Annotated in this window: 12 protein-coding genes and 1 pseudogene; 2 read left to right on the forward strand and 11 right to left on the reverse strand. The window is 59.0% G+C overall.

What is annotated here, in order from left to right:
- Positions 1–140 precede the first annotated feature (140 nt).
- A complete protein-coding gene (locus C1722_RS08375; protein ID WP_219724290.1) occupies positions 141–1,973 on the forward strand; it encodes an ABC-F family ATP-binding cassette domain-containing protein in 1,833 nt (610 codons plus the stop codon).
- Positions 1,974–2,027: 54 nt separating this feature from the next.
- Positions 2,028–3,263 carry a DEAD/DEAH box helicase gene (locus C1722_RS08380; protein WP_425226280.1) on the forward strand — a complete coding sequence of 412 codons (1,236 nt, stop codon included), beginning with the start codon at positions 2,028–2,030 and terminating at the stop codon, positions 3,261–3,263.
- A gap of 9 nt (positions 3,264–3,272) precedes the next feature.
- Here the strand turns inward: C1722_RS08380 and C1722_RS17870 are convergent, their stop codons facing one another.
- The 11 genes and pseudogenes from C1722_RS17870 to C1722_RS08435 all read right to left on the reverse strand — a co-directional run.
- The gene (locus tag C1722_RS17870) at positions 3,273–3,605 is read right to left on the reverse strand and encodes a type II toxin-antitoxin system PemK/MazF family toxin (protein ID WP_102378823.1); all 333 of its coding nucleotides are present in this window, start codon (positions 3,603–3,605) and stop codon (positions 3,273–3,275) included.
- Entirely contained in the window at positions 3,602–3,901 is a 300-nt protein-coding gene (locus C1722_RS08390) for an AbrB/MazE/SpoVT family DNA-binding domain-containing protein (RefSeq protein WP_146040628.1), read from the reverse strand. Before C1722_RS08390 ends, C1722_RS17870 begins: the two co-directional genes overlap by 4 nt.
- A gap of 258 nt (positions 3,902–4,159) precedes the next feature.
- The gene (locus tag C1722_RS08395) at positions 4,160–4,804 is read right to left on the reverse strand and encodes a TorD/DmsD family molecular chaperone (RefSeq protein ID WP_102378825.1); all 645 of its coding nucleotides are present in this window, start codon (positions 4,802–4,804) and stop codon (positions 4,160–4,162) included.
- A 33-nt stretch (positions 4,805–4,837) separates the two neighbouring features.
- A complete protein-coding gene (gene nrfD, locus C1722_RS08400; RefSeq protein WP_102378826.1) occupies positions 4,838–6,067 on the reverse strand; it encodes an NrfD/PsrC family molybdoenzyme membrane anchor subunit in 1,230 nt (409 codons plus the stop codon).
- A gap of 13 nt (positions 6,068–6,080) precedes the next feature.
- A complete protein-coding gene (locus C1722_RS08405; protein ID WP_102378827.1) occupies positions 6,081–6,698 on the reverse strand; it encodes a 4Fe-4S dicluster domain-containing protein in 618 nt (205 codons plus the stop codon).
- A 10-nt stretch (positions 6,699–6,708) separates the two neighbouring features.
- Positions 6,709–9,138, reverse strand: a complete 2,430-nt coding sequence (locus C1722_RS08410) for a molybdopterin-dependent oxidoreductase (protein ID WP_102378828.1) — start codon at positions 9,136–9,138, stop codon at positions 6,709–6,711.
- 190 nt (positions 9,139–9,328) lie between these two features.
- Positions 9,329–10,510 carry a hypothetical protein gene (locus C1722_RS08415; RefSeq protein ID WP_146040629.1) on the reverse strand — a complete coding sequence of 394 codons (1,182 nt, stop codon included), beginning with the start codon at positions 10,508–10,510 and terminating at the stop codon, positions 9,329–9,331.
- Between the two features lie 478 nt (positions 10,511–10,988).
- Positions 10,989–11,927 carry a slipin family protein gene (locus tag C1722_RS08420; RefSeq protein WP_102378830.1) on the reverse strand — a complete coding sequence of 313 codons (939 nt, stop codon included), beginning with the start codon at positions 11,925–11,927 and terminating at the stop codon, positions 10,989–10,991.
- 20 nt (positions 11,928–11,947) lie between these two features.
- A complete protein-coding gene (locus C1722_RS08425; protein ID WP_244411896.1) occupies positions 11,948–12,343 on the reverse strand; it encodes a GntR family transcriptional regulator in 396 nt (131 codons plus the stop codon).
- Between the two features lie 86 nt (positions 12,344–12,429).
- Complete coding sequence (nrfD, locus tag C1722_RS08430; RefSeq protein WP_102378831.1) at positions 12,430–13,389, reverse strand: NrfD/PsrC family molybdoenzyme membrane anchor subunit; 960 nt, start codon at positions 13,387–13,389, stop codon at positions 12,430–12,432.
- 55 nt (positions 13,390–13,444) lie between these two features.
- Positions 13,445–14,092, reverse strand: a pseudogene (locus tag C1722_RS08435) (helix-turn-helix domain-containing protein); the annotation flags it as partial.

The following is a 14,092-nucleotide window of genomic DNA, read 5'->3' on the forward strand; positions in this document are numbered from 1 at the left end:
AGCGCACGCAGCGCAACGCGCCCGTCCGATCCGCCAATCGGGCGGGCGCGTCGTTTTTTTCGCTCGAGAAGCGCCATCCGCCAACCGCTGAGGCAAGCAGCCCTCGCGGCCTTGCGCTATCATAGATGTTCGAGGAAAGGATGTCCGTGGCAGTACTCATCACAGCAAAAGACGTTGAGCTCGAATTCCCGACAAAGCGCGTGTTCGACCCCGTCACGCTCGGCGTGAACACGGGCGACCGCATTGGCATCGTCGGTAAGAACGGCGATGGCAAATCGACGCTCCTTTCGCTGCTCGGAGGATCGCTTGAGCCCGATTCGGGCGAAGTGATTCGCAGGAGCGGTACTACCGTAGGCAGGCTGGCGCAGGCGGACAACCTCGGAGACGAAGACAGCGTCGAGCACGCCGTCGTAGGAGACGTACCCGAATACACGTGGGCTTCCGATCGCACCGTCCGCGAGATCATCGCGGCCCTTCTCGGCGATATCCCCTGGGACGGAACCGTTGGCGAACTCTCGGGCGGCCAACGGCGGCGCGTCGATTTGGCCCGTCTGCTCATCGGCGATTGGGATGTCCTCATGCTCGACGAGCCCACCAACCACCTCGACGTCCACGCCATCGCCTGGCTTGCCGAGCACCTCAAGCGCCGATGGACGCAAGGCGAGGGCGCCTTGCTCGTGGTCACGCACGACCGGTGGTTCCTCGACGAGGTCTGTACCGCCATGTGGGAGGTGCACGACGGGGTCGTCGACCCGTTCGAGGGCGGCTACTCGGCCTACATCCTGCAACGGGTAGAGCGCGACCGCCAAGCCCAGGTGGCCGAGCAGAAGCGAAAGAACCTCGCCCGAAAAGAGCTCGCCTGGCTTTCACGCGGCGCGCGGGCGCGCTCCTCCAAGCCGAAGTTTCATCTCGACATCGCTCGCGAGCTCATCGCAGACGAGCCGCCCATTCGAAATCCGCTCGAACTCAAGCGGGTTGCCGTGGCGCGTCTCGGCAAGCAAGTTATCGACCTCGAGCGCGTTACCGAATCGTTCGGCGAGAAAACCGTGCTCGACGATGTTACCTGGCTCATAGGCCCAGGGGACCGCTACGGTATCCTGGGCGAGAACGGAGCGGGCAAAACCACGCTGCTCCGCGTAATCCAAGGAGCGCTCTCCCCCACCAGAGGCCGCGTGAAAATCGGTAAAACCGTCCGTGTCGCCGTGCTCTCGCAGCGGCTCGACGAACTCGAAGACCTCGGCACCGACCGCGTGCGAGAGGTGCTCGCACGCTATCATACCCGCTACATGATCGACGGCAAGAGCATTACGCCCGCGCAACTGCTCGAACGCCTCGGCTTCGAGCGCAGCCACTTGCAAGCACGCGTATCCGATCTCTCGGGCGGCCAGAAGCGCCGTCTTCAACTGCTGCTCACGCTCCTGCAAGAGCCCAACGTTCTCATCTTGGACGAGCCCGGCAACGATATGGATACCGACATGCTCGCCGCGATGGAGGATCTGCTCGACTCGTGGCCGGGCACGCTTATCCTCGTCAGCCACGACCGCTACCTCATGGAGCGCGTAACCGACGACCAGTATGCGCTCATCGACGGAAGGATACGTCACATGCCAGGTGGCGTCGACGAGTTCTTGCGCGTGATCGACGAGCGTAACGAAGCTGCGGGAAGCGGCGGCGCGAAGCAGGCCGCAGGCAAGCTTGCCCCGTGCGATGCGACCCGGGATGGATCCGCCGATACGCAACCAGCGCTCACCGGCGGCAAGGCGTACCAAGCGCGCAAAACGCTCGCTTCGACCGAACGCAAAATCGCCGCGCTCGAAGAGCAAGCCGATCGGACGCAGGCTGCGATGCACGATATCGACCCGACCGATTTCGTCGCACTCGGCGACAAGCAAGCGGAACTTCAGGCGCTTCGAGATCAGATAGCCGAACTCGAGGAGCTGTGGATCAACCTGTCAGAGAAGCTCGGAGATTAGTCCGAGCGCGTGCGCTGCGGCGCACGAAACCATAGTATGTTTTGGAGAAGCACCGTGAGTACAACGTTTCAAGAGCTCGGATTGTCCGAGACGACCCTAGCGGCCGTCGCCAAGATGGGGTTCATCGCACCCACCCCCGTACAGGAGCAGGCGATACCGCTCGCCCTCGAAGGCCGCGACGTCGTAGCCGCCGCCACGACCGGAACCGGCAAGACTGCGGCGTTCGCGCTGCCCATAATCGAGCGCATCGGGCGGGCGAAGCGCCCCGGCTCCCCGAAGGCGCTTGTCGTAAGCCCCACGCGCGAGCTCGCCCAGCAGATCGATGCCGCCTTTGTCGAGCTCGCCAAAGGGTCGGGGCACCGCATGCTCACGGTTGTCGGCGGCATGCCGTACAAAGGTCAGCTCGCCAAGCTCAAAAAGGGCGTCGACATCCTCGTAGCCACGCCCGGCAGGCTCTACGACCTCATGGAGCGAGGCGACGTGAAGCTCGGCGAGGTCGAGGTGCTCGTGCTCGACGAAGCCGACCGCATGCTCGACATGGGCTTCTGGCCGACTATGAAGAAGGTGGTGGCCGCCACCCCGAAAACGCGTCAAACGCTGCTCTTCTCGGCAACGCTCGATCGCAAGGTCATGCAGAACGTTTCGCCGATCCTCAAAGACCCCGCATTCGTCGAGGTGTCGCACAAGGGCGAGACCGCCGATACGGTCGATCAGTTCATCATCCCGATCGGCCAGATGAAGAAGCCCGAGCTGCTGCGCGCCGTACTCGAGGAGCGGGGCAGCAAGCGCGTCATCGTCTTCACCGGAACAAAAACCCGTTCGGAAATATGCATGAACCAGCTGAAACGGGCCGGCTACCGCGTGGATTCCATCCATTCCGACAAAACGCAATCGCAGCGCAAGCGGGCGCTCGACAGCTTCAGCAAAGGCACGGTCGACGTGCTCATCGCAACCGACGTGCTCGCCCGCGGCATCGACGTATCGAACATCGACTACGTGATCAACTACGATCTGCCCGACAACCCCGAAGACTACGTGCACCGCATCGGCCGCACCGGGCGCGCCGGCGAAACCGGCTACGCCATCTCGTTCGTGAGCCCCGAAGCGAAACCCGAGCTCCTCGAAATCGAGAAGCTGCTCGGAACGAAAATCCCCACCATGCAGCTTGAGAGCTACGACACCTCGAAAGCGGAGGCTGAGCTAAAAAACCACTACGTGCCGAAGTCAAACACCCGCAGCGCCGCTGCGTTCTCGCATGCCATGCGCGGCAGAGGGCGCGGGAGGAGATAGATTGAACGGCTAACGCAGCTCGAGCATGCCCCGAATCGCCGACATGATCGACCGCATGGTCCTGTTGTCCGCGCAGCCCAGTATCGCGTAACCCCTACTTTCGACGTCCACGTTGCGCATCTGCTCTACGCACGCAAAACCTGACGCTCCATCAAACTCGCATCGTATATGCAGAGGATAGCCATTGTCCTTCGAAGTCAAGGGTACAATCGTAACGAGACTCGAACGAGTATTGAAGCCATATCCGCTCACAACCACGGCAGGACGCTTTTTTGCAGGCCCATGCCCGGCAGAAGGGCTGAAATCGATTTCGATGACGTCTCCTTGCTCAAGAGAGCTCATTCGACAACCTCCGCACCGACGTCGTTACCCCAATCGAATTCGGTCGGCTTGAAATCCCCGTCGTATCCCGCAAAGATTTCATCCATCGAGCGATACTGTGCATCGCTGAAATGTCTATGCTCTGACTCACCGGGGCGGATTACGATGTACGAGCCCAATTCATCGCTTCCCGCTTTCATGCTCAGTTGCGACTCGATATCGATGCCTACCGCTTCGCATAGGTCTTTCGGGATACGCACCGCACGAGAGGTGCCCCACGAGCATAGACGTGTTTTTACGCCACCTAAGTCTGCCATAGCAGCTCCTTTATCGAGATATCTATATAGATATCTTATCATCTATTTGAAGCTGAGTACAGCACCTGCAAAGATCGAGCATCGAAATCAACAGATTCATCTTCTCTTGACCGACAACATGGATATCTTCAGGGATACCTTGCCGACCCTAATCCCTTCCACGGATCGCACAGGAATTGAGCCACGGTAGAAAACGCACGTGGCTGCATCCAAGAGAATGCAGCCACGTTGAGCGTCTCGCACGAGGACTATCCGAGCCTACGAAGCAACCGCCTCCCTTTGCCAAATCAGCACGCCTTCAGCGAGCTCCAACATCCCCGCAATGTAGCCATGGGGGTACTCGGCTTCGACCTTGCCGCGCAGAGCACTGATCCATGCAAGCGGGTGCTCTTCGATAAACGATTCCATCTCGGTAGGATCGAGGGCGCCCGGCTCCCCATCGGCGATCCTCCGGCACAGTTCTGACAGATACAGAAGCTCGATCCCGATATGGTCTTCGTACTGGTTGTTCTCGTTCTTCAGCTCGAAGCCCGCATCGCGCAGGAGCCTGCGCATGGCGAACGTCGCCTCACCGAACCCGACGGTTACGCCGTCTGCTCGATTCATCGTCTCCCACGGTGGAGCAGCGGGGGCAGGAGGCCCGATGAACAGACGCGTATACTCGACCGATGCGTTCTCGATGGCCCCATCTTCGCCGAGCTCGCCTGCAGCCACAGCATAGTCGCGCAGCTTCGCGAGCCCAGCGTCAACCCTCTCGCCTGAGAAAGTGGCGGGAAACTCGTCCCAAAATGCCGGATCAAGTCCGATCGAGGGGGTTTGGCTCATGGGCTTGAGAAGCGAGTTGCCGATAAAACCGTACGTTTCGCTGAGAAGCAGCCATGCATCCGCATTCAGTACCTTCATCGAATTCCCTTCCATTCACTCGAGCCGAACCCGCTAGACAGTCTGCGCAGCCGTTGCCGCCCGGTCGTCGACCGCCGAATCGCCGACATCAGCCTTCGGGGCCTTCGCAAGGAAGCGCCGCGCAAGCAGCATGAAAGCCAACGCCCCGAGCGAAATCACGCCGACGACCACCACGATCTCGACCCACGTGGGGGCATAGGCGCCGACAGTCGCCCATATGCTGGTACCAGACGCATGAGCAGCCTCGGTCGATCCCGAAGAGATGCCCGGCGCACCATAGATGTTCGGATGGATGAACGACGTGAACAGAAGCCACACGCGCTTGAAGAACACGCCGACGACCACGCACGCCGAAGAGATGATCACCAGTCCCGTTTTCTGGCGGTTCTTCGCGAACACGAGGATGCAGAACGGAATGATAAGCCCGATGAGTATCTCGCCCCAGAAGAAGAGCGCCGTTGACCCGCCGAACATCTCGCCAAGCAGCGCCGCTCCCCCCGCAGCCTGGGGGTACGCCACGGTCAATACCTCGCATCCCACGAAGAAGGCATCGATGGCGATGCACGTTGCCAGCAATCCCGCAAGATTGGCAATGAGCTTCTTGTCAGTGTCGAACACCTTGGCCTTCTTCAGCCCGGACAGCGCGAGGATGAGCAGAGCGAGGCCCGAATCCAACGCCGACGCCACGAAGATCGGCGCCATGATGGCCGAGTACCAGCCCTCACGCGCGATCTGCAAACCGAAGATCCACGCGGTCACGCTGTGGACGAGGATGGCGATGGGCAGCGCGAAGCGGGACACGATGGCCACCTTGCGCGGATCGGCCTTCTTCGAAACCATGAAGTACAGGTACACGATATTGATGATTAGGTACAGCGTGATCACGCAGATGTCCCAGAACAGGGGCGACATGACGTTCGGCGAGAGCAGCAGCTGGTAGATACGCTGGATGCCGCCGAGGTCGATGAGCACGAACATGCCCGCCAGGCAGATGCACACGGTTGAGAGGATGACCGCGGGCAGCGCCACCTTCTTGTACTCCTTCACGTGGAAGACCGACGCTGAGGAGGCCACGATGAGGCCGCCGGCCGAGAGTCCGACGAAGAACATGAAGCAGGTGATGTAGAGGCCCCACGAGGTGCCGTTGTTCATGCCGGTGACGCCGAGGCCGCCCATGAGCTGGTAGATCCAGGCGGCGACGCCCGCAACGGTGAGGACACCCAGAACCGCGGCGGTTATCTTAAACGTGTTCGATGTTTTCATTGTTCCTCACCCCTTACTCGTAATAGTAGACTTGCGGTTCAGTGCCCTTTTCGGCAAGCAACTGCGTGGGTTTCTTTCCCGCGAGATGCTTTGATATTTCACTCGACGGATCGTCGAGATCGCCGAACACGCGCGCCCTTGTCGGACAGCACGCTACGCACATGGGGTCTTCGCCGCGGTCGGTACGTTCCTTGCAGAGCGTGCACTTCTCGACGACGCCCTTCTGCCGGACAGGAACGCTTTTGTCGCCATAGTTGAAATCAGGGTCGCGCACCGGGTCTTCCCAGTTGAAAACGCGCGCGTTGTACGGGCATGCCGCCATGCACATGCGGCAGCCGATGCACTTGTCGTAATCGACCTCGACGCGCCCCTGGTCATCCTTATACGTCGCACCCGTCGGGCACACCTTTTGGCACGCGGGGTTCTCGCAGTGCTGGCACGCGATAGGCAGATAGGTGCGATAGAGATTTGGATATTCCCCGAGTGCTCCGTCGGGAACATCGCAGCCTTCGGTAATAACGCGATTCCAGCGCATGCCTGTAGGCACGTTGTTCTGCATTTTGCATGCATGGGCGCACGTCTGACAGCCGATGCAGCGCGTCAGGTTGATCGCCATTCCAAGCTTAGTCATTTCGTATCACCTACGCCTTTTCGATCTGGACGAGAGTGTCGTTATAGGGGATCTGAGGGCCATGGAACATTGCGTAGCAACGCTCGTTGCGCGCCGAGTTCGTCACATTCTGCAGAAAGCCCTCTTTGTAGTATTTCGTGTAGGTCGTCTCGGCCATGAAAAGCACGCCGGGCTGCAAGCCTGGATTTACCAGCGCAGTGCACACGAACGAACCGCGATCGTTGAATACTTTCACATCGTCGCCGGTCTTTATGCCGCGAGCCTCGGCGTCGGACGGGAAGATGTTGACGCAGGGGCCGAAATCCTCCTGGAACCATTGCGACGAGCTGTAATACGCGTGGATGCGATAGCGGGATTTGCCCTGCATGAAGTACAGCGGGTAGGTTTCCTTCAGCGGGTTGCTCTCGTACGCTTCGTTGGCATTTTCGTAGACGGGGAATTGATGGCCCTGGTCAAGCAGGTACTCGTAATACAACTCGATCTTCGTCGAAGGCGTCGTGTACACCTGGTCGGCGTGCCCATCGGGCCGCCAATCGTCGCCGGTTCCCGCTACCGGCATGCAACCGCCGTTCTTGAGAAGCGCATCGTAGGTTATGCCCCTCATGTTCGGATCGAGTTTATCGACGCCGTCAAGGGAGAACTTTGCCAACTCCTCGTAGGTTTCGGGTATCAGATGATCCAATCCCCATTTCGCTGCGAGCAAGCGCTCTATCTGCAGATCGCTCTTCGATTCGAACAGCGGATCGATCATGCCGTTCGCAAGCATGACATACCCGAAGCTGTCACGCAGCTGCTTGACGTCTTCCTCGCACTCGAACTTTGTGCAAGCAGGTAAAACGATGTCGGCATAGTCGACGGCAGACGAATGGTATATGTCGATGATCGCAAAGAAATCGAGGCTCTTCACCCATTCCAGCGTATCGTTGGCACTTGCGGCTTCAAGGGTGAAGGCATCGCCGAACGTCAGGGCGCAATGGATGTTGTTCTCCATGTACGGCATTTCGTACATGGCCATGCCGGAATCGTTGTAGTGGTACTCCTCCGGCAAAGCCCAGAAGTTCAAAGTCGCTGCGGGGTTATCCGCGCCAACGCCGCCGTAGAATCCGAACCCGGAGCCTTTGCGACCGTAGTTGCCCGTAATGGCCGTGAGAATGGACATGGAGTGACCGAGGACGTCGGCGTTCGTGTATTTATCGGGGCCGCCAAGGCCGTAGTCGATGATCGCAGGGCCGTTGTTTGCATAGCGATCGGCAAGATCAACGATCGTTTGCCTATCGATGCCGGAGGTTTCTGCAGCCCAGTCTATCGAATAGTCCGAGATCCATTCCTTCATCAGCGTAAACTCGGTAGCAAGCTCTTTCCCGTCGATCTTCCACGAGCCCTCGAGCACGGGGTCGATGCCCTCCTCGCTGTAAAGTTTGAGGGAGTCGCTCACCTTATCCCATACGTACGGGGCCCCCGTTTCTTCGGCGGTTACAACCGTCGGGTTGGGGCACGTAACCTCATCGCTACGATAGCTCTTGCCGGTTTTCCGATCCACCAAGAACGGCAGAGACGTGTTGGCTTTAACGAAGTCCTCGTCGTACCAGCCTTCGTCGAGAATGGCGCGGATCATGCCTTGGATAACAGCGGCATCGGTACCGGGATGCACGGGCAGCCACAGGTCGGCCTTCGATGCCGTACCGCTGAAGCGCGGATCGAGGGCGACAATGTAGACTCCGGCTTCTTTTGCGTCCATCAAAGCACGCGACCACACGATGCCGCTTTCAAGCGGGTTATGCCCCACTTCGATGATGGTGGCGGCATCGGAGAATTCCCAGATAGAGCGCGAGGGGCAGTAGCTGAATGCACCGAACGCCGGCGTTTGGCCGTTTGGTTGGCCGCGGTCGAGACCCCAGTTTCCACCTTGGTCCGCCAGAAGGAGCTGTCCGATAAAATCAAAGCCGATCGATGCTTCGGTTGATTTGCGAATGAATACAGAATCTTTTCCGTGCTTTGCCCACGAGTCGTTTATAGCCGTGGCGATGGCGTCGATGGCTTCATCCCAGCTGATAGCCACGAACTCCCCTTCGCCTCGCTCGCCAACGCGTTTGAGCGGGGTCTGCAGACGATCCTTCGAATAGATGTGCTCGACTTCGTTGATGCCGCGAAGGCATATGGTTCGATGGCCTTCATCGACAAGATCGCTCGGTTCGATAAGCGCAACGCGCTCGTCGCGAATGGTGCATTTCAAATTGCATCCGGTTAAACAATGGAACTGGTGGCAAAGATGCGCCACCCTTTCTTCCGGCTCGGCGTGAGCCTCCGTCGGAGACAGCCACCCTTCGGCCGTTACCATGCCCGCAGCTCCGGCTATGCCCAACGCGCCCGCAGCAGCACCAGACGCTTTGAGAAAGCTCCTGCGAGTAAGCCCGCTTTGCAGACTTTTCTCTCCCGTCATTTCTCCTCCTCAATGCTTACAGTGGAACACCGCAGGAAGCGTTCGACAAAAGGTCGATGGCAACACGTAACGTCGCCTCGTCTCGTTCACGCGCACCCAGCGTCCCAAAACCATTGTAAAGACCGGCCGGATCTTTCCAATCATATTATCATATTGAAATAGTACAATATAGCAATTAGATTATGCTATCTTAAGAATATATCGGTGAATCATCACCGTAAAGAAGCGTACGCCGCAAGATGGCGCGCTGAGCCGACCAATCGCGCGTCGGCATTCGGCGATTTATGCCAAGGCAATGCTTTAGCCGCTGAACCACCAGATCAAGTTCGGCCTCGTTTTGCATCTGCCGCTTCGTAACGGTGACAACCGTATGAACGCCAAGTTCGGCTAACGCTGTGCGCCGTATCGAATCGTCCGCAATCCTCTCGCCGTGGTCCGCCCCGTCGTACTCGACCGCCAAACCGGCTTGCGGCCACAAAAGATCGCACCGAAAACTTGCTCGACCCGTTGCTTTTCGAACAGCATCGGTTGTCGGTATCGTCTGGTTGAGCACGGGCAGCGGAATGCCATATCCACCCAAGCTGATCGGAAAGCACAGAAGGATTACCAGCTTCGCCTCCATAGGCGATTCCGATCCGTCGCGAACGTAGCGCATCGCGTGCTTCGCTTCGACGATCCCATGCATGCCCCCGCATTGCTCAAGATAGTCGGCAATCGCCGCAGCGGTGGTCAGGGGCGAACGCTGGAACAGAGCGGGCTGGTTATTAACGGGCATGCGGAATGCACCGCAGATCTCGAATCCCGTCAATACCGCAACGGGAAATGCGAGGACACGCATAGCTTGGACAAACGCAAGCTCGGGGCGGCAGACGTAAACGCCTTCGCAAATTTGGATGAACGACCCTTTGGGGATGCGCCGAGAGCACACATGGCAAACCACGTTGTTTCTCACCGATCTCATCCGATCGCTTGGCACGAGAAGGTGAGTTGGTTCCGATAAAAACCCGAATCCCTGGTTGCGCAGCTTTTTAATCCGGGAGCTGGTCAGATTTTGCGCGCCTTCCCCTATCACGTCCACCTCGGGAAAGCGATCGGGGCGCCGAAGCACGAACTCTTTGCCGGATCGCCAGAATTCCAAAGCGGAGATATGCGAAAGAATGATCATCATGTGGGCAGAGTACCACGTATCCGCTGTAAAGATTTGGTGTTTTGGGTATTTGATCTGGTATTTATAACTTGCATAGTGTTGGAAACGCGTAAGGTTTTCAAGTAAAATACGCAAGGTTTCGGTAAGCTCTGAGGCGCATCGCCCGCACCCCGCGAAACCTGCTTCTGCCTTCCAGTAAGCCCATCGCCTACCAATGCCGAGCACCGCGCTAGCGGCATCGCGACCCCGCCCAACCCGAGCAGGCGCGACGCAAGCGGATCGAAATCTGCCGACATCACAATAGGGAACATGCAACCTACGTCGTTTTGTGAAAGATTATTCGCTTTTCGGAAGCACCGTCTCTCCCCGATCAGGCGAAACGGTATTGCACGTCATGCCGCCTACGTCGTTTTTTTCACAAAACGACGTAGGTTGCACATTACCTATGGCAAAGGGAGCCTTCGGCGTGCACCTCAGTCGCAGTCCGCCTCCGATCCCAATGGAATAGCGAAGCGGTTAACAGCCGCATCGAGCACACAGGAAACAGCGGATGCAGCGCAGAAAACGGCTGCATCCACACTCGCGGCGATAAGCGTACAACGCTCCGTGCTCAAGGGGGGGGGCGAGGCGCTCAGCGAAGGAAGGGCACGTACTGCGCGAGAGGGGCGCTCAACGAAGGGGCCATTGGCGAGGGACGACACACCTAGTCGCCACCCAGAATCTTGCTCACGTCGAACCCGTCGGCAAGCGAGCTTGGGGCCAGCACCATGCCGTTGCCGTCCTTCGCGCTTTCGTACGCGAGGTTCATCGCACGCAGTTTGAGCGCCTTGGGATTCTTGTCGTAAACGTCGGCGGCTTCCACGAACATCTCGGAGATGTCCTTCTCCACTTCGGCCAGAATAACGCGCGCATTCCGCTCACGTTCGGCCTGAGCCTCCTTCGACAGGGCGTCCTGCAGTTCGAGCGGAATCACGATGTCGCGGATCTCAACCGACATAACCGTTATCCCCCACTGCTCGCATTTTGCACCCATGACCTCTTGCAGCTCGCGGTCGATCTGCTTGCGGCGCATGGACAGATCGGCAAGGTTGATCTGCCCGATCGCATCCCGCATGGCGGTTTGCGCCGACCACAGCACGGCCTTCGGGTAGTTCTCCACCTCAAGGCACGCCTTTTCGGCATCCCATACGAGCCAGAACAGGATCGCATCGACGTCGACGGGAACCAGATCGGCAGTCAGCGCCGCCTCGGCTGAAAACGACGAGGTCATGATACGGTGATCCACGTGGATGGCGGCGTACTCGACGAAGGGAAGCAGCACGTAAACGCCCGGCCCCGCCACACGGTGGAACCGCCCCAAACGCAGTACCGCAACGCGCTCCCACTGCGGAGCGATGCGCACGCAGGTGGCAAGCAGCAAGCCGGCAGCCGCTGCGGCGATCACCGTTACGACCGACATCCACGCGAGCGTCGCAAGAAACACGACAGCGAAGCCTACGGCGAACATAACGATGGCGAACACGTAAACGCCTACGCGCGTCGCCTCGTTCGGCTCCAACTCCGTAGCCGCGACCGTTCTGCGATCGTCGAGCTTCGGATTCGATACGTCCTTCTTCTTTTCGCTGCGAAAACTAAACTTCATGGCGAGCCCCTTGAATCTACTTACTCCGCTTCCCGCAAGCGCCGCTCGACGAGCGAGACGATATCCTGTCGAGGAATCCCAAACTCCCGACATTGCCGTATAAAATCATCGACCAGAGAATCGGCCTCGTTATCGGCCGCACCGGCATTGCTCAAGTACTTATCGGATACGAAGGTTCCGCGGCCACGGTAGGATGCGATGTAGCCGTCGCGTTCGATATCCTGGTAGACCTTGCTGACCGTGTTGTAGTTGATCCCCAGGTCAACAGCAAGCTCGCGGACCGTCGGCAGTTTATCGCCCACCGCGAAATGACCCGACCCGATGAGGTAGACCAGGCGGTTCCTCAGCTGCAACCATATAGGTATGCCGCTGTCGCTGTCGATGGTTATCTGAACTGTCTTACTGGCGTCTTCCAAGGTATCCTACAACTGCTCTTCCCGCTCGAAATGTTCCCGTACATGATACAGGAGGTCGCCCGTATTGCCATAAGAAACTATGACAATCATGCAAAACCGCCTATCGCGAGCGGGCTGTACAGCGCCGCGCCCACAATGCAGAACCGCACGAAAAAGCCTCCGACGAGCACCCCTGCGGAAGCGGCGAAAACGAAGGCTTCGTTATGCGCGCTGCGATGCAGAGCGTGCAGCACGAGCGGTACGAGCATTCCGCATCCCACCACGCCTGTCCAAAAGAAACCCGCAAGATCACCCGTAAACAGCATGTCGCACGACGCTCGCGCGGCATCGGAGTAGCCGTACCGGTTACAAAAAAGCAAGATCACCACCAGGGCTTCGGCAATCCCGACAAAGCCGCTCGCCTTCCACAGGCAGCAGGAGGTCGATCTTTTGCCCCCGCTCGCCAGAACCCCGAACGCGAGCACGAGCGCGAGTCCCGTGGCAAACGACGAGGCGACGAACAGCACCGGGAGCAGCCAGCTGTGCCAAAAGTCTATCGATACCATATCCGACAGCAAGAGGCCCGTGTACGTCATCACGCCGAAGGCCAGCGCGCTTCCGACGGTCCACGCCAACCAGAGAAACCATGGGGGAATGCGGCGCATCACCAACCCGCACACTGCAACGGCGGCCGACAGAGCGAAAAACAGCGCAACGAGCCAAGCGCCCGTTGACACGATCGATTCGAACGGCGAAAGCACGACAAGCCACGCGCGCTCGGGAGAACCCAGGTCGAGGAGCAGGAACAGGGCCGCAAATGCGATGATGACGGGGGCGGCAAGAAATCCCGCTTGGACGCGAACGGCAACTTCCTCGGAATCGTCCGTCTGCCGAAGTGCATCGTAGGCCGAGCAGGCCGATGCGACCACAAACGCCCCCGCAGCCGTTCCTGCAAGGAAGAGATACCATACGATGTACGAGCTGAAAACCAAAACGCTTTCCCCCGACGGCAACCCCATTGCCCTATCCGCTTCGACGCACTGCAGCCATTGTACCATCTTTGTCATAAAGAACTAGTACATTCGGATCGAGCGGTGCTCATCGGGGAAAAGCGCGCAGCACCTACTGCGCCTCGACGTCGATGACCGATGCCTGCTTCTTGCGGCGGCGCCACCAGCGCGATACCGAATGCACGGCCCACTCGACGAGGGGAATCGTCAAAAACGCGACCCACGCGGGATGCGGCTGATTCAAAACGAACGCCATCCATAGAAACCACGCCACCACGGCGATCGGATACAAACCCCCAACGAAGTGCGCAACCTTCTTAGATTCGACCGTATGGCCGATCATGTAGTACACGGGTATCGTGAAGAACACGAACAAGCCCGTGCCCCACTCGTTCGCCGTAAAGCCGATGAGCAGATAGGCGATGATCACCACGAGCGGATAGGGAAACTTCATCCACGCCGCCATGCGGTAGTGCTTGCGCACCGGGATGCTCTTGCCCACTTCGTCGCCATAGCGCGCTCGCGCCTCTTCGAGCGTATCGAAGTATTCACCCTGAACCGTATAGCCGCTCGGCCTGCCCCAGTGGCCGCCGTGTCCGTTGCCGTACTTCTCCTGCGCATCGTGCCAGTTGTCGAACTGCTCCCCGTTGATCACCACGCCGCCGCTCGTCCATTCGACCGTGTTGCCTTCGTCGTCGCCCGCGGCGCACCAATCCTTCCCGCTATGCGCGGTCGAGCCGGCCCAGTCATCGCGGCGGCC

This window comes from Raoultibacter timonensis (assembly GCF_900240215.1).
GTDB classification, from domain to species: Bacteria; Actinomycetota; Coriobacteriia; order Coriobacteriales; family Eggerthellaceae; genus Raoultibacter; species Raoultibacter timonensis.

Coding starts and splice junctions, on each gene's coding strand:
- C1722_RS08375 (WP_219724290.1), top strand. CDS start 141: ATGTCCGTGGCAGTACTCATCACAGCAAAAGACGTTGAGCTCGAATTC.
- C1722_RS08410 (WP_102378828.1), bottom strand. CDS start 9,138: ATGACGGGAGAGAAAAGTCTGCAAAGCGGGCTTACTCGCAGGAGCTTT.
- C1722_RS08390 (WP_146040628.1), bottom strand. CDS start 3,901: ATGGCAGACTTAGGTGGCGTAAAAACACGTCTATGCTCGTGGGGCACC.
- C1722_RS17870 (WP_102378823.1), bottom strand. CDS start 3,605: ATGAGCTCTCTTGAGCAAGGAGACGTCATCGAAATCGATTTCAGCCCT.
- C1722_RS08405 (WP_102378827.1), bottom strand. CDS start 6,698: ATGACTAAGCTTGGAATGGCGATCAACCTGACGCGCTGCATCGGCTGT.
- C1722_RS08420 (WP_102378830.1), bottom strand. CDS start 11,927: ATGAAGTTTAGTTTTCGCAGCGAAAAGAAGAAGGACGTATCGAATCCG.
- nrfD (WP_102378831.1), bottom strand. CDS start 13,389: ATGACAAAGATGGTACAATGGCTGCAGTGCGTCGAAGCGGATAGGGCA.
- C1722_RS08395 (WP_102378825.1), bottom strand. CDS start 4,804: ATGAAGGTACTGAATGCGGATGCATGGCTGCTTCTCAGCGAAACGTAC.
- nrfD (WP_102378826.1), bottom strand. CDS start 6,067: ATGAAAACATCGAACACGTTTAAGATAACCGCCGCGGTTCTGGGTGTC.